The 26,923-nt window shown below is 55.2% G+C and carries 20 protein-coding genes; 9 read left to right on the top strand and 11 right to left on the bottom strand.

Annotated elements, in window-relative coordinates; translation table 11 throughout:
- Nucleotides 1-192: 192 nt before the first annotated feature.
- Nucleotides 193-3,390: an amidohydrolase family protein gene (locus tag SH248x_RS05930; RefSeq protein WP_459557591.1), complete on the top strand. Its 3,198-nt coding sequence runs from the start codon at nucleotides 193-195 to the stop codon at nucleotides 3,388-3,390.
- A gap of 63 nt (nucleotides 3,391-3,453) precedes the next feature.
- Nucleotides 3,454-4,743, top strand: coding sequence for an amidohydrolase family protein (locus SH248x_RS05925; RefSeq protein ID WP_459557590.1), 1,290 nt, complete (start codon nucleotides 3,454-3,456; stop codon nucleotides 4,741-4,743).
- A 130-nt stretch (nucleotides 4,744-4,873) separates the two neighbouring features.
- Here SH248x_RS05925 and SH248x_RS05920 read toward each other — a convergent pair whose 3' ends face one another.
- The 3 genes from SH248x_RS05920 to SH248x_RS05910 all read right to left on the bottom strand — a co-directional run bounded on the left by SH248x_RS05920 (nucleotide 4,874) and on the right by SH248x_RS05910 (nucleotide 6,525).
- Nucleotides 4,874-5,152, bottom strand: coding sequence for an FmdB family zinc ribbon protein (locus SH248x_RS05920; protein ID WP_459557589.1), 279 nt, complete (start codon nucleotides 5,150-5,152; stop codon nucleotides 4,874-4,876).
- 58 nt (nucleotides 5,153-5,210) lie between these two features.
- Nucleotides 5,211-5,741: a molybdopterin adenylyltransferase gene (gene mog / locus SH248x_RS05915; protein WP_459557588.1), complete on the bottom strand. Its 531-nt coding sequence runs from the start codon at nucleotides 5,739-5,741 to the stop codon at nucleotides 5,211-5,213.
- A gap of 211 nt (nucleotides 5,742-5,952) precedes the next feature.
- Nucleotides 5,953-6,525: an NUDIX hydrolase gene (locus SH248x_RS05910; RefSeq protein ID WP_459557587.1), complete on the bottom strand. Its 573-nt coding sequence runs from the start codon at nucleotides 6,523-6,525 to the stop codon at nucleotides 5,953-5,955.
- A gap of 106 nt (nucleotides 6,526-6,631) precedes the next feature.
- Here SH248x_RS05910 and SH248x_RS05905 point away from each other — a divergent pair, with 106 nt between their 5' ends.
- The 4 genes from SH248x_RS05905 (at nucleotide 6,632) to SH248x_RS05890 (ending at nucleotide 10,620) form a co-directional block, all read left to right on the top strand.
- Nucleotides 6,632-7,294 carry a hypothetical protein gene (locus SH248x_RS05905; RefSeq protein WP_459557586.1) on the top strand — a complete coding sequence of 221 codons (663 nt, stop codon included), beginning with the start codon at nucleotides 6,632-6,634 and terminating at the stop codon, nucleotides 7,292-7,294.
- 14 nt (nucleotides 7,295-7,308) lie between these two features.
- Nucleotides 7,309-7,653 (top strand): hypothetical protein, encoded by a 345-nt coding sequence (locus SH248x_RS05900; protein ID WP_459557585.1) that lies wholly within the window; start codon nucleotides 7,309-7,311, stop codon nucleotides 7,651-7,653.
- Between the two features lie 332 nt (nucleotides 7,654-7,985).
- Nucleotides 7,986-9,548, top strand: coding sequence for a family 43 glycosylhydrolase (locus SH248x_RS05895; protein ID WP_459557584.1), 1,563 nt, complete (start codon nucleotides 7,986-7,988; stop codon nucleotides 9,546-9,548).
- Between the two features lie 88 nt (nucleotides 9,549-9,636).
- Nucleotides 9,637-10,620: a hypothetical protein gene (locus tag SH248x_RS05890; protein WP_459557583.1), complete on the top strand. Its 984-nt coding sequence runs from the start codon at nucleotides 9,637-9,639 to the stop codon at nucleotides 10,618-10,620.
- Nucleotides 10,621-10,867: 247 nt separating this feature from the next.
- Here the strand turns inward: SH248x_RS05890 and serS are convergent, their stop codons facing one another.
- From serS to SH248x_RS05875, 3 genes are all read right to left on the bottom strand, one after another.
- A complete protein-coding gene (gene serS / locus SH248x_RS05885; protein ID WP_459557582.1) occupies nucleotides 10,868-12,157 on the bottom strand; it encodes a serine--tRNA ligase in 1,290 nt (429 codons plus the stop codon).
- Between the two features lie 326 nt (nucleotides 12,158-12,483).
- A complete protein-coding gene (locus SH248x_RS05880) occupies nucleotides 12,484-13,209 on the bottom strand; it encodes a Bax inhibitor-1/YccA family protein (RefSeq protein WP_459557581.1) in 726 nt (241 codons plus the stop codon).
- Between the two features lie 142 nt (nucleotides 13,210-13,351).
- The gene (locus tag SH248x_RS05875) at nucleotides 13,352-13,537 is read right to left on the bottom strand and encodes a hypothetical protein (protein WP_459557580.1); all 186 of its coding nucleotides are present in this window, start codon (nucleotides 13,535-13,537) and stop codon (nucleotides 13,352-13,354) included.
- 628 nt (nucleotides 13,538-14,165) lie between these two features.
- Between SH248x_RS05875 and SH248x_RS05870 the strand changes: the two genes are divergently transcribed.
- The 3 genes from SH248x_RS05870 to SH248x_RS05860 all read left to right on the top strand — a co-directional run bounded on the left by SH248x_RS05870 (nucleotide 14,166) and on the right by SH248x_RS05860 (nucleotide 20,939).
- Entirely contained in the window at nucleotides 14,166-14,753 is a 588-nt protein-coding gene (locus SH248x_RS05870; protein WP_459557579.1) for a sigma-70 family RNA polymerase sigma factor, read from the top strand.
- Between the two features lie 448 nt (nucleotides 14,754-15,201).
- Nucleotides 15,202-19,083, top strand: coding sequence for a S8 family peptidase (locus SH248x_RS05865; RefSeq protein ID WP_459557578.1), 3,882 nt, complete (start codon nucleotides 15,202-15,204; stop codon nucleotides 19,081-19,083).
- Between the two features lie 335 nt (nucleotides 19,084-19,418).
- Nucleotides 19,419-20,939, top strand: coding sequence for a PQQ-binding-like beta-propeller repeat protein (locus SH248x_RS05860; RefSeq protein ID WP_459557577.1), 1,521 nt, complete (start codon nucleotides 19,419-19,421; stop codon nucleotides 20,937-20,939).
- Here SH248x_RS05860 and SH248x_RS05855 read toward each other — a convergent pair.
- From SH248x_RS05855 to SH248x_RS05835, 5 genes are all read right to left on the bottom strand, one after another.
- Nucleotides 20,872-22,533: an AMP-binding protein gene (locus tag SH248x_RS05855; RefSeq protein WP_459557576.1), complete on the bottom strand. Its 1,662-nt coding sequence runs from the start codon at nucleotides 22,531-22,533 to the stop codon at nucleotides 20,872-20,874. The genes SH248x_RS05860 and SH248x_RS05855 overlap by 68 nt on opposite strands.
- Nucleotides 22,534-22,761: 228 nt before the next feature.
- Entirely contained in the window at nucleotides 22,762-23,307 is a 546-nt protein-coding gene (locus SH248x_RS05850) for a peptide chain release factor family protein (protein ID WP_459557575.1), read from the bottom strand.
- Nucleotides 23,307-24,956 carry an alkaline phosphatase gene (locus SH248x_RS05845; RefSeq protein WP_459557574.1) on the bottom strand — a complete coding sequence of 550 codons (1,650 nt, stop codon included), beginning with the start codon at nucleotides 24,954-24,956 and terminating at the stop codon, nucleotides 23,307-23,309. The genes SH248x_RS05850 and SH248x_RS05845 overlap by 1 nt, the downstream gene beginning before the upstream one ends.
- Nucleotides 24,957-25,209: 253 nt before the next feature.
- The gene (locus SH248x_RS05840; RefSeq protein ID WP_459557573.1) at nucleotides 25,210-25,500 is read right to left on the bottom strand and encodes a hypothetical protein; all 291 of its coding nucleotides are present in this window, start codon (nucleotides 25,498-25,500) and stop codon (nucleotides 25,210-25,212) included.
- A gap of 58 nt (nucleotides 25,501-25,558) precedes the next feature.
- Nucleotides 25,559-26,854: a DUF1501 domain-containing protein gene (locus tag SH248x_RS05835; protein WP_459557572.1), complete on the bottom strand. Its 1,296-nt coding sequence runs from the start codon at nucleotides 26,852-26,854 to the stop codon at nucleotides 25,559-25,561.
- Nucleotides 26,855-26,923 lie beyond the last annotated feature (69 nt).

Genomic DNA, 26,923 nt, shown 5'->3' with positions numbered 1-26,923 from the left:
TATGAACTTCCTCAATGGGTTTTGCTGATTTTGAATACTGCCTGACTGGCGGGTTCGAGTCTTTGTGCTCCTGTTGAACGTTTCCTGCCAGCATCTTCCCGCCTGAAAAGTGAATTGCTCATGAGCCATCTGCACCGGTGTGTGTGGTCTTGTTGTGTTTTGATTCTGGTCTGTGTCGCGGCGAGGTTGCCGATGACGAACGCTGCTCCTCCTGTCTCTCGGCATACCGAGGGACTGCGTGAGCCGAAGGATCAACTGGTCGCGCTGACGGGGTTGACGATTGTCGTCAAGCCGGGGACGCAGATTGAGAATGGGACGATTCTCATTCGTAATCACAAGATCGAAGCGATCGGGGCGGATGTGACTGTTCCTGCGGGTGCGGAGACGATCGACCTCAAGGGGAAGACGGCGTATCCGGGATTGATTGATGGCTTCACGTCGACGGCCGTTGAATTGTCCGAAGCCGCGAGTTCGCAGGGTTATTGGAACAACAACATCAAGAGCCAGTTGAAGGTGGTGGATGGGCTCAAAGCAGAAGAGGATGTGAACTCTGCTCTGCGAAGTCAGGGAGTGGTCGCGAGGCTGGTGGCTCCTTCGACGGGAGTGATTCGTGGGGTCAGCGCGGTCGTTCAGACCGGAGAAACGCCTGTCGAAGAAGCGATCCTGAATCCGATGGTCATGATGCATGGACGTCTGACGGTGGATCGTCGCGGTGGGTCTCGTGACAGTTACCCGAACTCGCCGATGGGGGCAGTTGCGCTGGCTCGTCAGGCGATGTATGACGCGCAGTGGTATCAGCAGGTCTGGAAGGCTTATCAAGAGAATACGAAGCTGGCGATTCCCGAGCGTAACCTCGCGCTGGAGGCTCTCAGGCCGGTCGTCAACGGGCGGATGCCATTGATGCTGGAGACGCAGAATGAGCTGTTTGCGTTTCGCGCGGATCTGTTTGCCAAGGAGTTCGGCGTTAAGCTGATGCTGCTGGGGAGCGGGAATGAGTATCGACGACTCGATGAAATCGCCAAGCTGAAATGTCCGATCGTGGTGCCGGTCAGTTTTCCGGAAGCACCGAATGTCTCGACGCCTGAGCTGGCCTCTGTTGTCACGCTGGAATCGCTGATGCACTGGGATCACGCGCCAGAGAATCCGGGTCGTCTTTCCAAGGCTGGTGTGACGATCATGTTGACCAGCAACGGGCTGAAGGATCGCAAGAGTTTTCTGAAGCAGCTGAAGCTGGCGGTCGAACGCGGGTTGAATGAAGACAAGGCGCTGGAAGCGTTGACGGTGACGCCGGCTGCGATTTATGGAGTCGAGACGGAACTGGGAACGCTGGAAGCGGGGAAGCTGGCGAGCTTTGTCGTGACCGATGGAAAGCTGTTTGCCAAGAAGACGAAGATCGTTGAAACGTGGACGGGCGGGGCGAGACATGAGTTTGAGACCAAGCCCTCGGAAGAGATTGCTGGTGTGTGGTCGATGAAAGTCGATGGTCCGGCGGACAGCGGGACGAAGGAGTTGCTGCTGGAGCTGAAGGGTGATGAGAAGCTGGCGGCGAAGATTCGTCCTGCGGATAAGACGGACGCGGAGGCTGTCATCACGCTGAAGTCGGTCGAGGATGTTAGCGGGATTGTGACGGGGCAGTTTGAATCGAAGACACTGGGCAGTGAAGGGACGACGCGGCTGAGCCTGGTCATTAATCGTGCCGAGCCGGCGCAATCGCTGGGGACGATCGTGTGGCCGAATGGGGATCTGAGGCGCGTTGAGCTGTCGCCTTCGACGACTGAATTCATGCCGAAGAAAGAGCCCGAGAAGAAGCAAGGCGACGAGAAGCCAGAGGCTGAGCAGGAGAAGAAACCCGAGGAAGAGAAAAAGCCTGAGGACGAAAAGCCTAAGGAAGATGCCAAGCCAGACGGAGAGAAGGCCGATGAGGGGAAGAAGGATGGTGATAAGAAGAAGGACGACGACAAGCCTTCGATTCCATCGAGCTATCCGGTCAACTATCCGCTCGGTGAGTATGGGGTGGAGAGTCCGTTGAAGCCAGCGGGCGTGACGGCGTTTACCAATGCAACGATCTGGACAAGCGGGCCGGAAGGGATCATTCCGAACGGGACGCTGATCATTGATCAGGGGAAGGTGCTTGCTGTTGGTGCGAACGTCAAGATTCCGGCGGGTGCTGTCGTGGTTGATCTCAAGGGGAAGAATGTCACTGCGGGGCTGATTGACTGTCACTCGCATATTGCGACCGATGGGGGTGTCAACGAGAGTGCCCAGGCGATCACGGCTGAGGTGCGTGTCGGTGACTTCATCGACTGCGATGACATTGATATCTATCGTCAGCTGGCGGGTGGGGTGACGACGTCGAACATTCTGCACGGTTCAGCGAATCCGATTGGCGGGCAGAATCAGGTCATCAAGTTCCGCTGGGGGCTGAATGATTCACAGATGAAGTTTGCGCAGGCTCCTCAGGGGATCAAGTGTGCTTTGGGTGAGAACGTCAAGCAGTCGAACTGGGGCGAGCGATTCTCGAGTCGGTATCCGCAGACGCGGATGGGAGTCGAGCAGATTGTTGCTGACGAGTTTGAAGCCGCCAAGTCGTATGCTCGTGAATGGGCTCAGTGGAATCAAGCGAAGAAGGGTCTGCCGCCGCGACGTGATCTGGAGCTCGATGCGATCGTTGAGATTTTGGAGAAGAAGCGATGGATTCACTGTCACAGCTATCGTCAGGATGAAATCATCGCGTTCCTGCGCGTGCTCGAGAAGAATGGTGTGACGATCGGATCGCTGCAGCACATTCTCGAAGGTTACAAGGTTGCGGAAGTCATCAAGGCGCATGGGGCAACGGCGTCGTGCTTTTCCGACTGGTGGGCCTATAAGATGGAGGTGGTTGATTCCATTCCGTACGACGGTGCGATGATGCATCAGCAGGGGATCATTGTCTCGTTCAACTCGGATGACGCCGAACTGGCTCGACGGCTGAATCAGGAAGCGGCGAAAGCGGTCAAGTATGGTGGTGTCTCTCCGGAAGAGGCGCTCAAGTTTGTGACGCTGAATCCCGCCAAGCAGTTGCGGATTGATCAGTATGTCGGTTCGCTGGAGCCGGGCAAGCATGCGGACTTTATTGTCTGGTCGGGGGATCCGCTGTCGAACTTCAGTCGTGTTGAGCAATCGTGGATCGAGGGGACGAAGTACTTCGATCTCCAGACCGATGCTGCGATGAGGAAGACATCGGGAGATCAAAGACAGGCATTGATTCAGAAGATTCTGTCAGGGGGAACGAAGATGCGAGGGGCGGGGGAAGACGATGGCGATCCCTCAGCGTATTGGCCGCGACACGATGAGTTCTGTCATCACAGTCATGATCATGATGATCACGATCATGGTGGGCATTCTCGCTGATTGGCAGCCGATTCTCCTTCGTTTTTCTTCTTCTGACTCAAGACGCGAAAGTGCGATATTCCTATGGTTCGAATACTTTCTTCACTGGTTCTGCTGGCAGGGTTCGCGAGCTCGGTTTATGCCTCTGATGAGATTCCTGGATCGCAGCCGAAGACGCCGATTGCGATTACGCATGCGGTAATTCATCCCGTGACTTCGGGTGTGATCGACGATGCGACGCTCGTTTTCGATAAAGGCAAGATCACTGCGGTTGGTAAAGAGGTCGCGATTCCGCCGAACGCGGTGGTGATTGATGCTAAAGGTCAGCATCTTTATCCCGGGATGATCGAAGCTCACAGCCAGATCGGGCTGACGGAAGTCGCGTCGTTGCGTCCGAGTCACGACTTTCGCGAGACGGGAGAATTCAACCCGAACGTCTCCGCTCATGTGGCGGTTAATCCAGACAGTGAACTGATTCCTGTGACGCGACTCAGTGGAGTACTCGCTGCCCTGAGTGCGCCGAGTGGGCCTCGAATCGCGGGGAACGGGTCGTTGATCGTGATGGATGGCTGGACCTATGAAGACATGACCGTCTCGCCGTCTGCGGTCATGGTCGTGACTCTGCCAGTGTCTTCTCCTTCGGATAACAAAGAGCGTAAAGAGGCGGCGAAGAAAGAACTCGAAGAGTTGGAAGAGTTCATTGAGAAATCACGACGGTATCCCGAGCTACGCAAGTCGGATGCGAACTGGCCTTATGATATTCGACTGGAAGCGATGCAGGACTTCGTGAATGGCAAGCAGCCGATGTTGGTCGAAGCCGACACGATGCAGGAGATTGAGTCGGCGGTCGCGTTTTCGAACAAACACAAGCTGAAGATGATTCTACTGGGGGGATCCGATGCGGCGATGTGTGCGGATCTTTTGAAGAAGTTCCAAGTTCCTGTGGTGCTGTCGGCCGTGCACCGTCTGCCTGCACATCGGCATGACCCGTATGATGCGTCTTACAGCCTGCCGGCGCGTCTCAAGGAGCTGGGGGTGACGTTCTGCATCTCAGGATCTGCCAGAGAAGAGACCTGGAATGCCCGGAACCTGCCGTATCATGCAGGGACGGCTGTCGGGTTTGGTCTGTCGCAGGAGGATGCGCTTGCGTCGGTGACGCTGTGGCCTGCTCAGATCCTGGGGGTCGCGGATCGTATGGGGTCGTTGGAAGTCGGGAAGGATGCGACGTTGTTCTTGTCGACGGGCAATCCGATGGAGACGACTTCTCAGGTCAGCAAGGCGTATGTTCTGGGCAAGCCGATTGATCTGCAGAGTAAGCAGACGCGGTTGTATCAGAAGTATCAGTCGAAGTATGAGCAGCTGCGGGGGCGGTGATCAATGAGGCACCAAGTGAGAGCTTGGTGCCTCTGCAAGTCATTCATCGGTTGATCGCGGATGGCGCCGCTTCTTGTGAGCTTCGCTCACCCAGCCATAAAACGGCTGGGCCACCCCGGAAATGGTGTGGTTACCGGCGGATGACTTGGGGGCCTTTGCCGGTTTGTTTTTCGTAGTAGCCGTCGCCGGCTTTGACGTATTTGGTGAAGCCTTTTTCTTCCAGGTTTTTGTTGCTCATCATCTGCTTTTCCATGCCGGTGACGGCGAAGGCAGAGAAGGTGCGGGCAACGGGGCCGCCGCATTGGGGGCATTTGGTCAGCGGCTCGTCGGAGATCTTCTGGAGTTCTTCGAACTTGTGCTGGCAGAATTCGCAGCCTTCGGCTTCGGTCTGGTATTCGTAGATGGGCATGATGGTGTTCCTGTAGGTTGGGTCGAGACCGTCTATTATACCGTATTGTGCGTCACTTTTATTTTTTCATCGGCCGAAATGCTGTCAAGACATCAGGATTCGTCTCCAGGTAAGCCGCCCCGATCAGGTCCAGGCAGTACGGAATGGCCGGAAAAACCGCTCCTAGGCACTCGCGGATCGCTTTGGGTTGACCTGGGAGGTTGACGATCAGACATTTTCCGCGAATCCCGGCTGTCTGGCGGGAAAGAATCGCGGTCGGGACTTTTTCCAGCGAAACTTTTCGCATGAGTTCGCCGAACCCCGACATTTCCTTCTCGCAGACGGCAAGAGTTGCTTCCGGGGTGACATCGCGTGGTGCAGGACCGGTGCCGCCGGTGGTGACGATGAGGCTGCAATGGTCTTTGTCGGCCATTTGCTGAAGAGCGGATTCGATGGTGGGTTGGTCGTCAGCGATCACGCGGTAGACGGGTTCCCACGGCGACATCAGGATTTCGGAGAGGTATGCCTGGATGGCGGGGCCGCCTTTGTCTTCGTAGACGCCTGCGGAGGCACGGTCGGAGATGGTCAGGATGCCGATTTTTGCGATCATGGGGAACCAAGAGAAGAGTTTGAACCGCAGAGGTCGCGGAGGTTGAGAGGGGTTTGAATTCGCAAAAAGACGAGGGAGCGGAAATGCCTGTTGGGTTGTTTGTAAAATGGAAGTCGGTTAGTGCCTATGCCCCACCCTCATCCGCCCTTCGGGCACCTTCTCCCCTCAAGGGAGAAGGGACAGAATATCACTCCTATTGAGGGTGAAATGGTTAGTAATCATACTTCCGCGAGCCTGATTCGCGCAGGCGGTCGAGTTCGCCGGTTGGGACCTGGAAGGGAGCAAACGAGGTTAGTCCTTCGACTTCTTTGAAATGCTGAAGCGCCCACGTCACGCTCGGGAATGCAAGTTCGTCCCAGGGAATCTGGTCATAAGAGAAGAGTTGCACGTCAAGGCTTTCCGGGCCCGGCGAAAACTCAGGCCTGATCAGGCGAGCCCGGTAGATCAGCTGGACCTGGCTGATACGCGGGATCGAGTAGACGGCGAGCAAGGCGTCGATGGCGATGTGGGCGTTGGCTTCTTCGATGGCTTCGCGGGCAGCCCCCTGCTCTGCGGTTTCGTGGAGCTCCATGTAGCCGGCGGGCATGGTCCAGTAACCCATGCGGGGAGGGATGGCGCGTTTGCAGAGGAGAAATTTATCTTCCCAGGTACAAACGGCTCCCACGATCACCTTGGGATTCTCGTAGTTAATGAAGCCGCAGTCTCGGCAGACGAGCCGCTCGCGATCTTCCCCGGTGGGGATTTTGCGGTCGAAGGGGAAGTCAGGGAGAGAAGGTGCCGACATGGTTTCAATTCGATAGACGACTTGTGAACTTGTTGATCATTATTGTAATCAATCATCAACGAGTCGCCAAAGTGTTTGATGCATTCCCCACGCCAGGTCAAAAGCCATGAATACGAAGACCACAGCCGTTCCCTTCTACCAGACGTGGAAGTTTCGCATTTGCGTCGCGATCCTGGTCTTACTATTCGCTGCGGGAGCCATTGCGTTCCATCAATACGTGCGTTTCATGGGGCTTGCAAACCTGCGTTACGTAACGACGATGATGTTTGACAGCCATATTCGATCTCATATCGAGAAGTACGGTCATTTTCCAACCTGCAAGCCGGTCGAAGAATTTGAATGGCTGACGATCGAAGATGCGATTTGTCGAAAATCCTTCGATCCAGATATGGATGACCTGATAAGAGGCCGAACGTACGAGAATGTGTTGACGTTTGCCAGCGGGCATCAGGAGGCTCGATTTGCATTTCGAAAGGGGAAAACAACGGGCGATTTCGTCGTGGTTCTCCTGATTGACTATCGCAAATCAGAAGTCGAAAGGATCGACCAGCTGATCCGCGAGCAAAAATTTGATGGGAGTGATGGTCTGGAAGCTCTCCTCAAGAGATCCTCTGGCTTTTCCCTCGTCTGCTACCGGAACGAGAAAGAGTATCATCCGCCACCAGAGATTCTGGTTGAATTTTTGAAGGGGTTTGTAACCGGGGATGATCGATCCATCGACTACATCTGGCGAGAGCGGGACGCCGATCGCCTTTCAAAACCACAGTAACCACCGGCATTCTTATGAGCGATCCAGTCATCACCGAGCAGGAACTTCGACGTCAGTATCGACCTGGCTGCCTCTTCGTCGGAACGATCTTTTGCATGCTGCTCGCTGCGGCGCTTTTTTATGGCTATTTCATGTTCAAAGGAATTCTGGTCGGGAATGGGGTTGTGTGGACGAGCAATCTCTATTCGTCCTACCTGCGAGGTTACAAAGAAAAATTCAATGAATATCCAACGTGTCAGCCAGTCGATGAATTTGCGTGGTTGAGTATTTCGGACGCGATCTGTCGAGAGAAATACAATTCACAGCAAGACTCGCCAGAGGTGTGGCAGGGGGTTCCCTACGATGAGTTTTTGGATTAGGACGACGATACAATTCGAGTCGCCATTCGTCAGCAGAACTCCGGTCACGAAGGATTTTGCCTGGTCTACTTCCATGGCTTTGGTGAGGATGTGATTCGAGAGATCGATGAGGCCGTTCGATCGGGTCGCTTTCGCGGTAGCAATAGTTTGGAGAGTTTGCTGAAAGAGAATCGAGGCGAGCTACAGAATCGTGATCCATTGACTGACGCAAAACCCAAGAGTTAATTGCGTTCTGGCTTCACTCTCCCCGACGGTTTGATAAAGTAATGTCGATGTATGCCTTTACTTTGTCGACTGCCAGCCAACGGGCTGATGGATGGGGAATGTCTTTGATGAGAACTTTTCGCTGCTCGGGTGTTGTGTGTCTGTTGGCGCTGTTCGGGGTGATGGGGACTGCGTCTGGTCAGGAGGCGAAGCAGACCTTCGTCAATCCGATCTATGCGGGGCAGGATCCGTATCTGATGAAGGGGCCGGATGGGGCGTACTATCAGGCGTCGAGCATCAATAAGGATCGCGGGATTGCGGTGTATCGAAGTGAGGGGCTGACGACGCGTGGGGTTCGTCGTATTGTTTATCGGGCACCGGATGAAGGGCCTTATCGGGCGGAAGTCTGGGCTCCGGAGATTCATTATTTCGATGGCAAGTGGTGGATCTATACGTGTGCCGATGATGGGAACAATGCCAATCACCGGATGATTGTATTGCAGGCTGAGACGGATGATCCACTCGGGAATTATCGACTCCTCGGCGAGATCAAGACCCCCGGCTGGGCGATCGACGGGACCGTTTCGGTCTTTCCGGACGGGAAGCGTTATTGCATCTGGTCAGCCTGGCCAGAGGGAGTTCCTGCGGATTCCACTCAGCACCTGCTCATCTCGGAAATGGAATCTCCCACGAAACTGACCGGCCCCATTGTCGACCTCTCGACGAAGATGTATCCCTGGGAGACGGCTGGTCGTCCTTCGGGGTTGAATGAAGGTGCACAGGTCGTTCATCGTGATGGGAAGACGATGATTATCTACGCCGCGAGTGGTTCGTGGACGCCGGATTATTGCTTTGGCTTGATGACGCTGGAAGGGGAAGATGTCCTCAACGCGGCTTCATGGGTCAAGCAGTCGGAGCCGTGGTTTTCGAAGGCGAACGATGTTGCAGGGCCTGGGCATGGTTGCCTGATCGCATCACCAGATGGCAAGGAAGACTGGCTGGTCTTTCACAGTTCGATTGATCCCAAGGGATCATGGAATCGCTGTGTCAATCTGAAGCAGGTTCATTGGGATTCGAAAGGAATGCCGGTTGCCGGGAAGCCGACGAAGTGGAGCGAATCTGTGGGCGTTCCATCGGGTGAGCCTGCACTGGAATCGGGTGAGGCAATCACAGATGGTTTTGAATCTGCTGACCGCTGGAACCTGCTCAACTTCTTCAACGGCAACACGGTTCGCTTTGAGAACGGGGAGTTGCAGATTCGCGGTGACGCGGATCGACGGTTTGGTGATAAAGCGATGTTGCGAGGAGTCAGTTATGACGACTTCGAACTGACGACGGCTCTCCGCATCGAGGCGGGCGAAGGAACGGCGGGCGTTGTGTTCCGTGCACAGAATGTGGGGATCGGGCGGTTCAACTTTTCGGGGTATGTCGCTGAGCTGACGGCAGATGGTGAACTGATTCTCTCACGCTGCAATGGTCACAAGCTCGATACCCTGCAGAAGACCAGCGTCAAAGTCGAAACCGGAACGTGGTACGAACTGACTGTGACCGCCAAGGGGGAGACCATCACTGCAGCGCTGGTGGGTGATGCGAAAGTCACTGCCCAAGACGGTCGGTATCAGAGTGGACAGGTTGGCGTTCGGGTGGATGGGGTGAAGGCTGGGTTTAAGGGGTTCTCAGTGACACCCTGAGAGGTTAGATAGACCTTTCATTCTGCATTGGTATCGATATCCTGAAGTCAGAGTTAATTCTTGTTCAGTCGGCTGAAAGGAACTACCGGTGCGGGATCTGTCATACGAATGTTGGAAGCTGAGTTTCCTACTCGCGTTCATCCTGACGATGGTGCCTGTGGCTCATGGGCAGGCACCTCAAGTCAAGAACGACTCTATTGAGAATCCGGAACCCCTCATCGTCGACTTCGGCGATGGGCATACGCTGGAGTTCGTTGGGATCACGAAGAACACTGCGAAAGCAGAAGAGGGCTGGCGGCCGGATGGGAAGCCGTTGGAGAAGCCGGGGTATTGGAAGTCGACGATCGTGCTTCACGGAGGAAATACTTCCGGGGCCTATACAGAAAACGGCGAGCATCCTGAGCCGGATGAGAATGCGCTGGATTTTCTGTTTCGTTGGAAGGGGCTGAAGGCTCAGCCTTCGATCACTTTCGAAATGCCAACGACAGGTTCCAGCTTTCATAACAATCCGGTGGAGGACCCCTATCAATTGAGAGTCAGTGGGCGACTGCGAGAAGCGCCCGCACCAGGGACAGGGCTTTTGACACCGGCTCATGCAGTCGCTGTCGGATTTACAGATCAGCCTTGGGGACCATGGGTGAAGATCTCACCCGAAGGAAAAGTCCTGAATCCGATTCAGGGGGACGATCCTTATGCGTCAACTTACAAGTTGATCGAAGTGCTAGGATCAGCGCCACCAGAAGAGCGAGTACCGGGGGTGAATCAGGTCGTGATTCGCCAGCCAAGTAGCAACAAAGACCCGAGCGATGAGTGGCATCATTATTCGTTCGAGTTTCGTGGCATCGATACTGATGGCAAGGAGCACTGGGCGATGATGATGACAGGTCGAAGCGATGGCGGGGCGTTTCAAACCTGCGAGTACGGATTATCACGACCGCTGCCGGAGGGGAAGACGTTTTCTCATTACGAGTATCGCGTCAGGCCTTATAAGTATTGGGTCACGTTCGATCATGTTTCGATGAAGGCGGGTGAGGTGACGGAGCCGGGGTTTACGGCGCGGGTTTGGCCGTAGGGCTGAGAGAGTGTCTGGGGTCGATTCGTGAGGTGGAAGTCTTCGAGTGCCTATGCCCCACCCTCATCCGTCAGCGAAGCGCCGCCACCTTCTCCCCTCAAGGGAGAAGGGACGATGTTATGGCATGTGAACTTCGCAGAGTTCCCTCATCCGACCTCGACTGTATTTAGTTGCGAACCTGAGGTTCGACTCGGCCACCTTCTCCCCGGGGGAGAAGGGACGGGATTTGAGTGAAGCTTTTCCCGGCTTATTTGCGGATGGGGATGTGGTCGCAGCCGACCCATTTGCGGAGGACTTCGGGGATGGTGACGCTGCCGTCGGGTTGTTGGTAGTTTTCGAGGACGGCGATTAATGCGCGGGAGACGGCGACGGCGGTGCCGTTGAGGGTGTGGACGAAGCTGGTTCCTTTTTGGCCGGGGGATTTGGTGCGGATGTTGAGGCGACGGGACTGGTAGTCGGTGCAGTTGGAGGTGGAGGTGACTTCGCCGTATTCCCCTGCGGTGCCGCGGCCGGGCATCCAGGCTTCGATATCGTACTTCCGGTAGGCGGGGCCGCCGAGGTCGCCGGTGCAGATGTCGAGGACGCGGTACGGGATGCCCAGACCCTGGAAGATCTCTTCTTCGATCTTCAGGATCATCTCGTGGTACTCGTTGGAGATGTTCATGTCCGCTGCGGTGAAGCCGAAGATTTCGACCTTGGTGAATTGGTGGACGCGGTAAATGCCGCGGGTGGCTTTGCCGTGGGCGCCGGCTTCGGTGCGGAAGCAGTGGGAGATGCCTGCGACTTTGACGGGGAGTTTTTCGTAGTCGAGGATTTCGTCTTTGAGCATGCCGCCGAGGGTGATTTCTGCGGTCGCGACGAGGGAGAGGTCAGTCCCAGCGACGGAGTAGATCTGGGTTTCGTCGCCGCGTGGGTTGAAGCCGATGCCTTCGAGAACGGAATCGCGGGCGAGGTCGGGGGTCGTGACGATGGTGAAGCCGTGGGCGCGGAGTTTTTCGACAGCGTACTGGACGAGGGCGAGTTCGAGGAAGCAGCCTTCGTTTTTGAGGAAGTAGAAGCCGTGGCCTGCGACCTTCGAGCCCCCTTCGAAGTCGATGATGTCGAGTTTTTCGTTGAGCTCGACGTGGTCTTTGGCTTTGAAGTCGAAGGTCGGCTTGTTGCCCCATTCTTTGACGGTGACGGAGAGATCTTCGGTGGCGCCGACGGGGGCGTCCGGGTGAGTCATGTTGGGGATGCGGGTCTGAATGCTGCGGAGTTCTTCATCGACTTCGCGGGCCTGGGCTTCGAGGGCGGCGATCTCTTCTCGCAGCGATTTGCCCTGGGCGATGAGGGTTTGTTTTTCAGCGGCGTCTTTGGTCGTCGGGATTTGTGCGGAGACCTGCTTCTGGGCGACTCGTTTGTCGTCGGTGGTGACGATCAGGGATTTTCGTTGATCGGCCAGCGTGACGAGACGTTCGAGATCCACCTTCACGCCGCGGTTAGTGCAGTTCTGGGCGACGAGATCCTTGTTTTCGCAGATGTATTGCAGATCGAGCATGATGTTATGGTGAACCTTGAGAAAGTGTATCCTATCGGTGATTCCGGTTGTTGTATCGATTCGGGCAAAAGTCGGCAAGCGGGGGTGAGGGGATGGGGGATCGTGGTGAGGGGGTCACAAGAAAAGGTAGCCCGGGTTGCGGCAACGCGGGGAGTGCCGTTTCGGCACGAAGGGAAGCGGGGAATGGGCGTCTAACGCGAAGGTGACGGTGATTCTTGCGGCTTCGCCGTCCGGGTTGGGACAACCCGGACTACCCGGTTTTGTGAAACGAAAAAAGCCGCCAGTGTTGAGTTGGCGGCTTTGGAGTGAATTGATCAACTCGTCGATTATTCGCGGCTGTTAAGGAACTGCAGGATGTACCAGAACAGGGTTGCGATTGAAGAGAACAGAGCCAGTGAGGCACCGACGTAGGCGTCAGTCGGATAGCGATGGAGGATTTCTGAGGTGTTGAAAAGGATGTATCCAGACATCAGGAGCATCATCGCACCGATAAACCAAGTTCCCGGAACGAAACCGCCGAAGATAGATCCGGCGAGAATAGTTCCTAAGGCAACCATTCCTGCAACGAAGAGGAATGTTCTCAGAAAACCGAAATCGGCTCCCGTCATCATGACGACTGCAGTCAGGGCACCGAAGGTGATGACCGTGAGACAACCAGCTTGAAGAATGACGTCAAAACCGCCACCAAAGTGAGCGACGATAAACAGTAACGGAACGAAGATCAGCGATTGTGCGACCACGTAAAGAGCCAAGCCTGCATACTGAGTGGATTTTGATGCGCCGCTGTAGGCCCAACGATCTGCCAACCAGCCGACTCCCATGAAAGCAGCCAGTACCAGCCACCAGTTTTGCGCCGCTCGCAACATGAAGTTGACAATCGGAGGCGTATTGATGAAGACGGTTGTCAACATCACAAACGCAATGATTGCACCCATCAGGTGTAAGTAAGTGTTTCGCAGAAAAATAGCACGGGCATCAGCAGTGGCTTCAAAAGCCATGACATCATTGGCGCCGGATTGGCGGGCGTAGTAGTTTTCGTTATTGGCACTCATGGCAGTTTCCCGTCTTTTGGAGATCAAGCGTAATTAGGAGAGCGCGGTATTGCTTCATCTGCAGTACCTGATTTGTCATTTTATCATCAGCGGTCGAGGCTGCTAGATGTGTTTGGCTGTATACCGACACATTTTTCGATATTTAATGGCTGTGCGGATGGTTGTGAGCGTCATCGCAGCCACCGCTTTTAGCGGCTTTCTTTGCCAGCTCCTGCTGGATGCAGTCCTCGAACTTTTTGCGACACTCTGGTGTCAGGCAGTCGTCGGGATATTGCTGTTTGAGGAAGTGCTCGATCTGCTCTTCTGTGAGGCATTTGGAGCTACTCACGCCATCGACTTTTTCCACGCAGAGCTGGTAGTCTTTGCAAGGTGGGCACATGGCGAAGTGAAGCCAAAGAGAAGACTTCTCTTTCAGCGTGAGTTTCCGGTGCTGAGACTCGGAAACTAATCGGGCGACTTCACAACAGCTCAACATGGTCATTCAGGTATCGGTTAAAGGACGTTTGGAATTCAGAGCAAACTTACTAATCAAGTTCGATATGTTGGATCAAACCTTACAGAGTCTTGGGGAGATGAGAGGGAAACGGGGGAGAATGAGTGCATGACGTGTGATAAGGCATTGGAAGTCTTCCAGTGCCTATGCCCCACCCTCATCCGCCCTTCGGGCACCTTCTCCCCTCAAGGGAGAAGGGACGAGAGAGTAAGGGATCGGGCACGATGAACTTTTATCATAGCTGGGAGTGAACGGGCATCAATTCTGGTTTGTCGAAATCGTGATGTTTCGTGAAAACGTGTGAAATGGGTCCAGCGTGAGAATCCATCACCGCGTAAATCGTTTACTTAGCGTTCCAAACGTGATACCGTTGACCTGCATCTGACCGGTTTCGCAAGCAATCACAATTGTGGATTGAGGCGTGACTGGCGATGAACACCTTCAGTAGTGAAAATTTTCCTTGATGTCGATCGAGCCAGACGAGACGACGAAGACTCAGCCCACCGACCCGGCGACCTGGGTCGATGAGTTTGGAGACTTTTTTTACCGCTTTGCTTACAGTCGCCTGCGCGACCCCAACTCCGCTGAGGAAGCCGTTCAGGAGACGTTTGTCGCGGGGATTCGCTCTTTCGGAACGTACGAAGGGAAAGCGACGACTCGTAACTGGCTGATGGGAATTCTCAAACGCAAGATCATTGACATCATCAGACAACGTCAACGGGCCTCGAATATCAGCGGGATTGATGGCGAAGCCGATCCGGAGCAGGTGCTGTTTGATTCTTCGGGACACTGGCGTCGGAATGCGACGGCGTGGGCGAATGAGCCTTCGAAGAATATCCATTCGGGCGAGTTATGGGATGTCGTTCAGAAGTGCCTGACGAAGCTGCCGGTGGGGCAGAGTGATGTGTTTACGCTGAGTGTGATCGAAGGTCTGGAGACGCAGGAGATCTGCGAGCAGTTGGGGATCACGGAATCGAATTTGTGGGTGAGGCTGCACCGGGCGAGGATGCAGTTGGCGCAGTGTGTCGGGCCGTTGTGGAAGGGGTTGTAGGGTTGATGGCGTTTGGGGAGGAGACTGGAACGCAGAGGTAACGGAGTGAAGCAGAGATCGCAGAGAAGACCGGGAAGTGACTGCGCGAACATGCATTAGACCATGGGTTAGGTGATCGTTACGGCAGGTCGATTGTTACTCGACTTCGCGGGTTATTACTTGTGCTCTGCGCTCCAGACTTGCCTCGTGACGGGTGGCATTGATGATGTGGGAGCTTGCTGACATTTCTGGGGGCTGACTGCGAAAAAAATGGGAGTTTTAACGGATTTCCTCGTGGGATTGAGCTATACCGTAAGTAGGTGACACTCTGGAAAGTGGGTGGATTCGGTATTTGGGGGCGAGTTTTGTCCCTCGTGAGAATCCCCTGCCCCTTTTGTCGCGTGATTGTTCGACTGGCGGACTGCTCTGGTAGCGGTGTCGTCACGGGTTTGAAAATAAAGGTTTGAAGATGACGGTTCGTTCTACGTTTGCTCTCGCGGCTATTCTTGTTTCGTCGCTGGCGTTGCCGGCCTGGATGATGGCTCAGACGGAGAAGCCCGCGGACAAAGAGTCTCAATCCAAAGTGGATGAGAAAACGGTCCTGCCGCCGAGCATGATGCCTGTGGTGGAAACGGGGGCGGAGGCGTTTTTGAAGTCGCATCCAGAGTACGATGGTCGCAATACGATTGTCGCGATTTTTGATACCGGTGTTGATCCGGGAGCTGCGGGGTTGCAGAAGACAAGTACCGGGCTGCCCAAGGTCATCGACATTGTCGATGGGACGGGGAGCGGCGATGTTGAGATGAAGGATGAAGTCGAGTTCAAGGCCGAGGGTCTCAAAGGGAAGACCGGGCGTGCGTTGAAGCTGGGTGAGTGGAAGGTTCCGTCGGGCAAGGTTCGGCTGGGGATGAAGGTGGCGTATGACTTCTTCCCGAATGATCCTGGCAGTGGAGAATTGGTACAACGTCTTCAGGAAGAACGTGCGGAAGCATTTCTCAAAACGCAGCAACTGCGGATTGCTGCTATTCAAACGGAACTGGATCAGTTCAATGAGGCTCATCCTGATCCAAGCGACGAGGATAAATCACACGTCAAAGAGTTGAAGGCGCGGATTGATCTGTTGATGAAATTGGCGGGGGATTCTGGTGATCTCGGGCCGGTGTTTGACTGTGTCACGTTCCATGATGGCGAACGCTGGAATGCGGTCGTTGATACCGATGAAGATGGGGATCTGGCGGAGGAAGCGGTGTTGACTGAGTTTCGGGTCAAGCAGCAGTGGGATACGTTTCCTGCTCCGGCGAATCTGAACTTTGGTGTCAATATTTATGATGAGGGGAAGCTGCTGTCGATTGTTGCGGATTCAGGGGCTCACGGGACTCACGTTGCGGGGATCGTGGCGGCGAATTATCCGGAGCGTCCGGAGCTCAACGGGGTTGCACCTGGGGCACAGATCGTTTCGGTGAAAGTGGGAGATCCTCGACTGTTTGGGATGGAGACTGCGCCAGGACTTGAACGCGGAATTCGTGCGGTGCTGGATAACAAGTGTGATTTGATCAACATGAGTTTTGGTGAATCGGCTGCCGTCCATAATGCAGGACGGATCGTCGAGATGTATCGGGATCTGGTGGATGAGCACAACATTACGTTTCTTTCGAGTGCAGGAAACAGCGGGCCTGCTTTGACGACGGTTGGGGCACCGGGAGGGACGACGTCTTCGATTATTGGTGTCGGAGCCTATATCTCACCGGAGATGATGCGGTCCCAATACAGTACGATTGAAGAACAGCCGGGGGCGCCTTATACGTGGTCCTCGCGCGGGCCGACGATGGATGGGGATCTAGGGATCGATATCTTTGCACCGGGTGGGGCGATCAGTCCGATTCCGACCTGGACGCTGCAGAAGCATGAGCAATACAACGGGACGTCGATGGCGTCGCCGAATGCGTGTGGGTGTATTTCGTTGCTGATTTCAGGAGCGAAGGCAGAGGGATTGAACTTCACGCCGGAAGTGATTCGCAAGGCGATTCAGAACACGGCAGAGAAGATTAAGAATGTCGAAGTGTTTGCACAGGGGCCGGGGCTGATTCAGGTTCCTGGGTCTTGGGATTATCTCAAGACAAACAGCAAGAAGACGGCGACTGAGAAACGCTTTTACTTCAGCGTGCCGGAACTTGCGAACGCGCGAGGCATCTATCTGCGAGAAGCCAGCGATGTCGTTGGCGATCGGATGTTTAAGGTCTTCGTCGGTGCAAAGTTCAATGAGAAGGCGACCAATGAAGAGAAGATTGCATTTGAGTTGCCGCTGCGGATGGAATCGACCGTGCCCTGGGTCAAGTCGGGTGATTACACGCTGTTGACGCATGGGCAGAATACGATCGATGTGAAGGTTCTTGCGGGTGACCTCGAAACGGGGGCACATTATGGGCAGGTCAATTTTTATGATGCAGAAGATCCTGCTCGTGGCGTTTTGTTCTTCCTGCCGGTGACTGTGATTAAAGCACAGCCGTTGGAGAAGCAGGAACTGGCGGGTGATGTTGTGATCAAGCCGGGGTTTATTGAGCGTCTGTTTGTGAATGTTCCGAATGATGCGACCTGGGCTCGTCTGCGGATCAAATCGGAAGGAACGAACATCGCTAAGACGATCAATCCACACACGATGCAGCTCGTCAATGGGAAGCACTTTGAGGCGCTGGAGAGCAGTGAGTATCTGAAGGTTGAACCTGGCAAGATTTCGGAAGTGCAATTCAAGGTCGTTGGTGGGCGTACGCTGGAAATTGCGTTGACGCAGTACTGGAGCAGCCAGGGGAATACGAAGGTTTCTTACCGACTTGAGTTTGGCGGGATTAAGCCAGATCAAGAACTACTCGCGTTGACGCAGGGGCAGGGAGTGACACCGGTTGATCTGACTCTTTCCGGGGAGAGCCCGCTGAAGGAATATATCACGCTGTCTCCTGAAGGAGAGCTGACGACGCTGAGACACTTCGTGATGCCATCGTCGCATGAGCTTGTGCTCCTGCCAGTCGATCGATTTCAGACGGCGAAGGGGCTGCCCATTTATGAGCTTCGTTTGAAGTATGAGTACAACCTTGAGGAAGCCCAGAGCGTCACGCCGATTCTGCCACGACTGGAAGACCTGCTGTATGATTCACCTTATGGGCCCTACCAGTTCACCGTGACAAACAGCAATGACAAGGTGGTGGGGTTCAATGACCTGTTCCCGGATTCGCTCGACCTCCCTGCGGGGGACCTGAAATTTGAATTCCGGATTCGTGGCGAGAAGCGGTCTCAGCTGGAGGCGTTGAGCAAGACGCCGATGGCTTTGGATACGGAACTGGATGCGCCTGTCGGGTTGTCGTTCTATACGTCGCAGGTTGCGTTCGCGTCGGGTAAGAAAGGTGTTTCGGGGACTCTTCGACCGGGGGCAGAGCGACGCATTTTTCTGGGTGAACCGGATCAAAAGAGCCTGCCGAAGGATGTAAAGCCGGGGGATGTTCTGATCGGTTCGGTCACGTATGAGAAGGACTCGAATGACAGGGCAGCTTCGCTGACTCGGCCGGAAGGATTTCCGGTGATGTTCATTGTTGAAGAGGGAGCGGAAGAAGGCTCGTCATCGTCGTCGGAGAGCGTGAAGCTGAGCGGGGACAATGTCGATGCGAAGCTGAAGTCACTGGATGAGAAGGTTTTTGAGTATCAATTGAAAGCGCTCAAGGGGCTTTCCGTCGAGAAGGACAAAGAACTGTTCGACGCGGTTTATTCCAAGCTTAAGACGACCAAAGACGATGCCGAGTTGGCGAAGATTCGACTTGATTTCCTGAATCAGAAGCCGGGGCGTTTGAAGCGTCTTGATGAGATTATCGCGGCTGCTGATGAGGTGATCGCGAAGATCGATCAGGAGAAGCTGGCGGCTTACTTCGGTAAACGACACGAAGATGATGATGACGCAGCCGAGGAAATGGACGATCAGAAGGAGATGCTGATTGATGCTCTCTACAGCAAAGCACGGGCGATTGCCTGGCGTGAACTTCCGGAAGTCACGAAGGACAAGCCGATTGCCGATCAGGCCAAGCAGGATGAGGAACTCAAGACGGCTTACGACAATTTCAAAGCCTGGGCAGATCCGGCTGATGAAGAGTACTTCCTGTTGAAGGTCCGTATGGAAACTCGCAAGAAGGACTATGCGGCTGCGATCGAGACGTTGAAGTCACACATGGATGACGAGACACCTTCGAAGCAGCATCTGGAGAAACTGCGCGATCTGTATGGCGATCTTGGCTGGGACGACCTGCGCGAGATCGTTCAAACGCGGTTGCTGATTGACTACCCGGGGTATGTCGAAGACGAGAACGAATAGACCTGCGGGAAATCTTCATCCAATCTTGATCAACTCCTGTTTGCGATGTCGGAATTTCTGTGTTAGCAAAGAAGCACGTCACATCATCAAATGTGACGTGCTTCTTTTGTTTGGCTGAACATCCCTTGTCGAGAACGCGGCTTTTCATGATTCGATCTTTAGATGCTGTTCGAAAAATGGACTGGCATGGAATGATAGCAGCGATAATGGGAGGGCGAGGCTCCGTCCGAGCCGCTTCAACGACTTGCGAAACTTCCGCCACGCACGCGACGATGATGGCCACGATCGTTTTGGGTCCTCCTGCACTACATTCGATGTCAATCAAGCGTTGTGCGATGGCAACGCAGGACAGCGGCTCGGACGGAGCCACGCCCTCCCCTGGAGATGTGATTCATTCTGCGGGCAGATCCTTCCTGCTGGTCGCGTTCCTGCTGCTTTCTGGCTGTCCGCAAAATGCTTCGAATGAGCGAGTGGTGTCGAAGGCGGAATCGACAGATTCATCGGCGGTGGCAGAGGAGGCAGCCAAGGCTGCTTTCGAGAAAGCCTGCGATCGCTATCACATTCCTGAAGATACAAAGCCAGAATCGCACGCAAGAATCGTTCATGAGTGGCCGAGTCTTTACGGGCCATATCACAACAGCACATCGCTGGAAGAAGAGATAGAACCGCCGGGCGCTGGGACGATGCCGACAGTGCTTTGGGAAAAGCAAGTCGGTGCAGGCTATAACGTGCCGTTGATCAAGAATGGACGGGTCTACGTTCATGATCGAGTGGGCGACGATGAGCGGGTGGTCTGTTTTGATGCGGTGACGGGAGACGAGGTCTGGGAGAAAACCTGGGTGACGGATTATGTCTGTCCCATGAAATACAGCAGCGGGCCGTATGCGAGTCCGTGTTGCAGTGAGTCGTCCATCTATGTCTTCAGCACGCAGTCGCAGTTGATCTGCATGACGCTGGAGACGGGCGAGGTCGTCTGGCGGCGTGATCTGCAGGCGGATTATGAACCGGAGAAACTGCCGTTTCCCGTTGGGGCGAGTCCGCTGGTCGTGGGGGAACGGTTGTATGTGAATGTGGGGGGAACAAAAGGGACATCAAGTGTCGTGGCATTTAACGCGTTAACGGGTGAGACGATCTGGACGAGTCTGGATGATGGACGAAGTTTTGCGACTCCTCGTTACGCAACGATCGGCGGTGTCGATCATCTTGTTGTCTTTACGGACAGTTATTTGTCGTCGTTGAATCCCGAGAATGGTCAGACGCGGTGGGCGTTTGAGTTTGGAGTCAAGAAAACGCAGGACCGGTTCAATGCGGTGACACCGTTGATTGTGGGGAATCGCGTTGTGGTGGCATCGGGGCCAGGGGCGGGGTCGTTGTGTATCGAGATGCAGGCGGATGGGTCGGCTAAGGAGATGTGGCGAGAGCGACGCAATCTTGACAGTCAGTTTAACAATCTCGTCTGTGTTGAAGACATGGTGTTCGGGTTCACTTCGTCACGGATCAACCAGGCGGAGTTCCGATGTCTGTCACTGGATGACGGCGAGGTTCGCTGGGCCTACACGTCGGATTTGTATCGAGGGACGTCGATCGCGGTGGATGACAAGCTGATTCTTCTGGGCGAAAGTGGCGATCTCATCGTGCTGCAGATCAATCAAAAAGAGCCCACTGTGATCTATGAATCGCCCGAACCTGTCCTGGGGAAGCCGTCGTACTCTGCCCCTGCACTTTCCAACGGACGTCTTTACCTGCGCGACGAGACGATCCTGAAGTGCATCTCACTGCGGTCTGACCTTACGTCTTCACGCGACGAGTCAGTTCCTTCTCGGCCCAGACCTGCAGTTCTTCGCGGTGAATCTTGACGTTGTGACGTCGGTCGACCGGGAACGAGCGGTGGAAGAGGAAGGTATCGATCGATGCGGTCAGTTCTTTCTCGCGGGCCAGGGAGCGGAGTTCAGCGGCGAATGCGGCTTGTTCTTTAGCCGAGTGTGGAAACTGTTTGGCTTCGGGTTCGATGATGATGATGGGTTTTTGACGTCCTTCTGCCCCCATGCCAACGAGTGCTGCTCGATAGACACGGGAGTGTTCGAGGAATGGGGACTCGACGCAGATCGAGTACATGGGGCCACTAGTCGTTTTGACGATGTGGGCTTTGCGGCCGCAGAACCAGAGGTTGCCGTCATCGGAGAGATAACCGACATCGCCCATGCGATGCCAGAAGGAATCGCCGTCCTGAATTTTGGCCAGTCGTGTTGCGTCGGGTTTCTGGTAATACTCGCGCGTGACGGAGGGGCTTTGGACGATGATTTCGCCAATCTCGCCCGGGTGGCATTCACGGACCTCGTTGATTGAGGCGATGGGGCCGTCTGTGATCTCGATGATCTTGACGTGGACGTGAGGGAAAGGTTTGCCGACGCAGGTGCCGGCGCCGTTGCTGGTTTGCTGCTGTGTGCGTTTCAGGATGTCCTGATGAGGGATCGAACAGATGGGAAGTGCTTCGGTGGCGCCGTAGGGTGTGTGAAGCGAAGCGGCTTCTGGCAGGGCTTCGTTCATGCGGCGCAGGACATCGAGCGGGACGGCTGCCCCTGCGCTGAGGGCACGTTTGAGGGTCGGGATCTTGATGCCCTTCTCCTGGCAGTAACGACCAATGCGGTTCCAGAACGCGGGGGAGCCAAAGGCCTGCGTGATGCCTTGATCCTGTGCGATACGGAGGATCTTCCGCGGATCGACCTTGGCGGGCTTGGTCGGGTTCATGTCGGGGATGACGGTCGTCACGCCCATTGCGGAGTTGAAAAGTGCAAACAGCGGGAAGCCAGGAAGGTCGATCTCGCCAGGCTGGATCTGGTAATGATCTCGGAGCAGATCGACCTGAGCGTTGAACATGCCGTGTTCGTAAAGGACGCCTTTGGGAGTGCCCGTCGAGCCTGAAGTGAAGATGATGGCTGCGGGGTCGCGCGGGCTGGTCTGGGGAGTTGCGTAGTCTTCGTTGCCGAGGGCGCGGATCGACTCGTACGAGTAGGCGCCGCTGAAACGCTCGGAACCGACAACGAGATTAAAGATCGCTTTGGGGAAGTGACGTGACTTCAACCTGCGGATCATGTGAACCAGCGGAATGGCTGCGAAGCCGTCCGGCTCGACTTCACGCAGGCAGTTCAGAATGTTGGTGCGTCCCATGCCCGGGTCAATAAGAACGACGATGGCGCCCGTGCGGAAGATTGCGAATGTCAGCGCGATGAACTCCAGGCCTGGAGGCACCATGAGGACAATCTTCTTGCCGGGGCCGACGCCGAGTTTGCGCATGCCGTCTGCGAGGCGGTTGGCTTCATGATGGAGCTGTGCGAACGTCAGATGGGAATACGTGTAACGCCCGATCCAGTCGCGGCCTGCCGGTTTGACGACAGCGCGTTGATGAGGATATTTGCGAGCAGACTCAGCCAGTCGATCAGCGATGTTCATGGCGTTACTTTAACGCATGTGGTGGCGTCTGAGAATCAAAGAAGAGCGCGGGTTGTGGGACAGCGTTTGTGGAACGTGGGTTGCGCGTTCAACTGGGGTCAGCTAGAAATCCTGACCCCAGCCACCCCCGGGGGAATCTTGTGTTCAATAGTTTGATGACTATTGTGAGCACAATTTGTGCGGTTCGCGGAGCCTCACCGGCACCCTACAATCAGAAGTGACCGTCGTTTAGTGGAAGGGGCGCTGGTTGTGGTTGCGGCGCATCTGGTTGACCATCTGGAACGCGCGGGGTTCGAGCTTGAGGAGTTTAATGAGCTGTGACGAGGAGATGGCGAGTCTTTCGCAGGCGAGTTTCCAGTCGTCAGGATAGGCGGACACGACGTCGAGTGCTTCGCTGAGGATGGCGCCGAAGTCGCGGTGGACAGGGTTGATCTTCAGTTTTCCGCCGTCGCAGCGGTTTTTCCACAAGGAGGAGGTCGTGACGCTTGGTTCTTTGCGGACAAAGAGGGCCAGTTCGATGCGCAGACGTTTCAAGGCATTGTCGCGGTTCTCAAGCTGCTGGCGTGCTTCGGTTGCTTCTCCGAGGATGCCGGTGGGCAGATGCGTGAAGCAGACTGCGGTGTCGGTCTTGTTGCGATGCTGGCCGCCGGGGCCGGAGCCTCGCTGCGTTCGCATCTGGCAGACGTTGAGCAGGTCATCATCGGACAGACAAGCCGGATGGACATTGGCCCCCGACGAGTTTTCGAGGGAATCACTCGTCGGGTTCAGGTGCATTATTCTTCCGTCGATTCGGGCATTTTACTCGGGATCAGCAGTTCCGGCTTGTCGATGACCAGGTAATGTCCGTGGTCTGCTGTGACTATGAGGAGGGTTTCTTCCCAGTTGCTGTTTTTCTCGACCCAGTCGGTGACGGTCTTCACGGCGTCATCGCCACTGAGGACGGCGCCGATGGAATTATCGATGTTGTTGTCGTGATTGGCCCAGTCGACATCCCCTGCTTCGACCATCAGCCAGAACGGCTCGTCTTTAGCGGACAGAACTTTCAGAGCTGCGGATGTGAAGTGACTCAGGGTCGGGTTTTCGCGGATATCTTCGGGTGTATATTCTTCTGTCTTCTTGGTCCGGCCTAAAGTCGGGTTGAAATTTCCATCTGCTGTCTGAAATGGCAAGTGTGAACTGCTCGTACCGAAGAAGCCGAAGAGACGCTTGTTCGTCTCGATGGCATCGTCCGCGGCTGAGAGGAGCAGGTCTCCACCGGAGGCACCTGCGGTGCGTTGGCAGACGAGGTATTTGCCACCGGCTCGCTGGTCGATCTTGAGCAAGTCTTCTTCGGTCAGATAAGGATTGCCGGGGACGAAGTTCTCGCCTTGTCCGTTGTCTTTGACCCGCTTGATACCGTGCCCGCAGCCAATGAGGACGTCGACGCCGGGATACGGGTCAGTCGGGTGGCTGATCGACGGTAGTCCGAGAAGATCGCGGGTCAGATCCTGAAAATCATCGCGGGAGACGTTGTGCGAATAAGCGGCTGCCGGGGTCGCGTGGCTGATCGGGACGGTGGTCACGACTCCGATTTTGTAACCCAGCTTCTGAGCGATGTGTGCGATGGTTTCGTGTTGCTTGCCGTTGACGTCGACGTTGACTGACTGGTTATACGTTTTGTATCCAGCAGTCATGCTCGTGGCTGAGCTTGAAGAATCGGTGTAGGCGTGAGCGGTGGCTTTGTCTTCGCTTTTGCCGACGGGGTAGAGAATGTCGCTGGGGTTCGACCACGGAAATGGTCCGCCGAGGTTGGTGTTGTAGCCGCCTGAGAGGGCATCTTTGTCTCGTTTGGCAGTCTGCTCGTCGACGTTAGTTTTGGCGTCGTCGAAATAGGGACTGGTGACCATGTAGCCGAATTGTGTATTGCCGCCGGCGTTGTAATCCTGGACGTGAAGACCAGAGCCGCGGCCTTCTTCGTAAGCGACTTTGCCGGTCTTGTAGATGCTCGCTGCGCGGGTGGTCTGCCAGTCGGTGCCGTCGAAGACGATGAGGATGACGTGCTTACGGCCTGCTTTGACGGCTTCGTGCTGGAGGTCGAAGATGTTGGTCTGATCCATGTAGATGGCATTCGGGTTCAGCGTGCCAGCAGAGACCTGACCGTAAAGGTGCTCGATTTTCTGTTCATCGCGATACAGGCTGTTGGTGCCCATGTAGTCTTCAAGACGCTGGCCTTTGGGAGCATCGACGGTGCCGAAGGTATAGACCGGGATCAGGCGATTGGAGTGCGAGCCCCACAACGTATATTTGTCTTTTTCCCAACCCCAGTGGCCAAAATCGGACTGGTTATTGTCGATGGCTTGCGTCTGCAGATCGCGGACGGGATCGTCGGCGAGAAGAGATGTCGAACAAAGCAGGAGAGCGCCGGCGGCGAGCAGAGATTTCATCAGTCAGCCTTTGGGTGGGGCACAAGACAGGCTATGTGGCGGGTGAGAGAATGATGGCCTTAGAACGCGTGAAGCGACGGACACATCGTCGACACATCGGAGCCATATGAATGAGTTTTTGACGAATGTCGTTGAGACAATTGTCGGTGTGGCCATCCTGACATAACCAGCGGGATGTTTCAAGTTTGCGACGGGTCTGATGGAGACCTCCGCCTCGATTATGAGGAGGATTTCACATTCAGAAGCTGGTTGGTCATGATGAGGCTTCGATGCGTAAAAACACTGCTTCCCCATTTTTCAGTGTCATGAGTCGTTTGCAGTGCGTGCACTCCCAGACGAATCTGCTTGTCGCCGCGTTGCGGATGCGCATGATGGCTTGTTCTGCCATGGACGGATCTTTTATTGCCTCGACTTCGTGATCAATTGTATCGAGTAACTGCCTCCAGTCCGGACCTGTCATCCAGCAGTACTTGCTGGAGTCCATGTTCACGAAGACGAGTTCTCCGCAGGGGCATTGAATCTTCATCGTCGGGCTTTCTGGCATGAAAAAAGGCACCCGTTGTATCAACGAGTGCCTTGAATTGTCCATAAAGATCAGGTGATTAAGCCAGCAGTTTCTCGATGGCTTTCTCTGCATTGCCGATTGTAAAGGGGCGACCTTCTGGGGAGATGATTTCCAGGTCGTGAGGGATGCCCAGAGTCGCTGCGATGGTGGCATTGAATCCGCCGGGTTCGACGCCATCTTCTTCGACGTAGAAGCCTTTGTCGTCGGTGGTGCCGTAGACCTGACCGACTTTGATCCCTGCCCCAGCTAGAACGCAAGAGAAGGCTGCCGGGTGGTGGTCTCTACCGGCGTTCTGGTTGATTTGGGGTTTGCGGCCGAATTCGGTGCCGATGACAACCAATGTGGTTTCGAGCAGTCCAGAAGCTTTCAAGTCGGCCATCAACGTGGTGAAGGCATGATCGAGTTCTGGACCTGAGACGGCGAAGCGATCATTGAGATCGTTGTGCATATCCCAGTTACCGCCAGAGATTTCGACAAACTGGACACCGTGTTCAATCAGACGTTTAGCGAGGAGGGCACCCTGGCCGAAGCGGGACTTGCCGTAACGGGTGCGGGTTTCCTGGCTTTCCTGAGTGATGTCGAAGGCTTTGAGTTCATCGCTTTTGAGGAGCTTGATCGCGTCTTCGTACAGGGTGTCGTAGTTCTGGATCGGCGTTGATTTGGACGCTTTGGATTTGAACTGACGATCAAAGGCAGCCGAGAGCATCATGCGACGGTCGAACTGGTTTTCTGCCAGGTAGGCCGGACTCTTGGTGTTTTCGAGACCACGTTCCGGGGCAGCGATCGGGACGGGGGCGTACTGAGCACCCAGGTAGCCGGGGCCTTCGCCACCGCCACCAATTTGAACCGATGGAGGCAGAGTCGGGCTGATCTGACCTTTAACCTTTTGGACCCAGGAGGCCATCGTCGGGTGCTTGATGCTGGCGATTTGTTTCTGGCTGGTGCGGACCAGATAGCGAGCTTGTTCGTGGTCGCCGGTTTGGGTGTTCATGGAGCGGATGATCGCGAGTTGATCGGCCATCTTCGACATCTCGGGGAAGTACTCGGAGAACTTCACACCGGTGAGGTTGGTGTCGATGACTTTGGTCTCGCCCTGGACTTCGGTGCCCGGTTTGGGATCGAAGCTATCAAGGTGGCTCATCGCGCCACTGAGATAGAAGTAAATGACCTGTTTGGCTTTGCCGGGTTTGACTTTCCCGCCTTTGGGGTCGGCAGCGGCCGTCAGCGAGCCTGAGAATGAGAGGAAGCTGACTCCCAGAATTCCCTGGGCAGCGACCTTCATCATGTTTCGTCGTGAGACGGGATCAACCTGGCGGAGGTAAGACATATCCATGGTATGGGCCTGGCTTGTTAGTGATCGGTTTGGATGTTGATTGGAAATGGAGAGTGTTGCCTTGGGCGT

The sequence above is a fragment of the Lacunimicrobium album genome (genome assembly GCF_052161635.1).
Classification (GTDB): Bacteria; Planctomycetota; Planctomycetia; order Planctomycetales; family Planctomycetaceae; genus SXPC01.
Note: the sequence above shows the minus strand (reverse complement) of the source record. Positions and strands in the feature narration are given on the sequence as shown.

Excerpts from the sequence above, each read along its gene's own strand:
- serS (WP_459557582.1), bottom strand. The coding sequence starts at position 12,157 with ATGCTCGATCTGCAATACATCTGCGAAAACAAGGATCTCGTCGCCCAG.
- SH248x_RS05845 (WP_459557574.1), bottom strand. The coding sequence starts at position 24,956 with ATGAAATCTCTGCTCGCCGCCGGCGCTCTCCTGCTTTGTTCGACATCT.
- SH248x_RS05920 (WP_459557589.1), bottom strand. The coding sequence starts at position 5,152 with ATGCCCATCTACGAATACCAGACCGAAGCCGAAGGCTGCGAATTCTGC.
- SH248x_RS05850 (WP_459557575.1), bottom strand. The coding sequence starts at position 23,307 with ATGCACCTGAACCCGACGAGTGATTCCCTCGAAAACTCGTCGGGGGCC.
- SH248x_RS05910 (WP_459557587.1), bottom strand. The coding sequence starts at position 6,525 with ATGTCGGCACCTTCTCTCCCTGACTTCCCCTTCGACCGCAAAATCCCC.
- mog (WP_459557588.1), bottom strand. The coding sequence starts at position 5,741 with ATGATCGCAAAAATCGGCATCCTGACCATCTCCGACCGTGCCTCCGCA.
- SH248x_RS05865 (WP_459557578.1), top strand. The coding sequence starts at position 15,202 with ATGACGGTTCGTTCTACGTTTGCTCTCGCGGCTATTCTTGTTTCGTCG.
- SH248x_RS05835 (WP_459557572.1), bottom strand. The coding sequence starts at position 26,854 with ATGGATATGTCTTACCTCCGCCAGGTTGATCCCGTCTCACGACGAAAC.
- SH248x_RS05870 (WP_459557579.1), top strand. The coding sequence starts at position 14,166 with ATGTCGATCGAGCCAGACGAGACGACGAAGACTCAGCCCACCGACCCG.
- SH248x_RS05895 (WP_459557584.1), top strand. The coding sequence starts at position 7,986 with ATGAGAACTTTTCGCTGCTCGGGTGTTGTGTGTCTGTTGGCGCTGTTC.
- SH248x_RS05840 (WP_459557573.1), bottom strand. The coding sequence starts at position 25,500 with ATGCCAGAAAGCCCGACGATGAAGATTCAATGCCCCTGCGGAGAACTC.
- SH248x_RS05930 (WP_459557591.1), top strand. The coding sequence starts at position 193 with ATGACGAACGCTGCTCCTCCTGTCTCTCGGCATACCGAGGGACTGCGT.
- SH248x_RS05880 (WP_459557581.1), bottom strand. The coding sequence starts at position 13,209 with ATGAGTGCCAATAACGAAAACTACTACGCCCGCCAATCCGGCGCCAAT.
- SH248x_RS05855 (WP_459557576.1), bottom strand. The coding sequence starts at position 22,533 with ATGAACATCGCTGATCGACTGGCTGAGTCTGCTCGCAAATATCCTCAT.
- SH248x_RS05900 (WP_459557585.1), top strand. The coding sequence starts at position 7,309 with ATGAGCGATCCAGTCATCACCGAGCAGGAACTTCGACGTCAGTATCGA.
- SH248x_RS05905 (WP_459557586.1), top strand. The coding sequence starts at position 6,632 with ATGAATACGAAGACCACAGCCGTTCCCTTCTACCAGACGTGGAAGTTT.
- SH248x_RS05860 (WP_459557577.1), top strand. The coding sequence starts at position 19,419 with ATGGCAACGCAGGACAGCGGCTCGGACGGAGCCACGCCCTCCCCTGGA.
- SH248x_RS05925 (WP_459557590.1), top strand. The coding sequence starts at position 3,454 with ATGGTTCGAATACTTTCTTCACTGGTTCTGCTGGCAGGGTTCGCGAGC.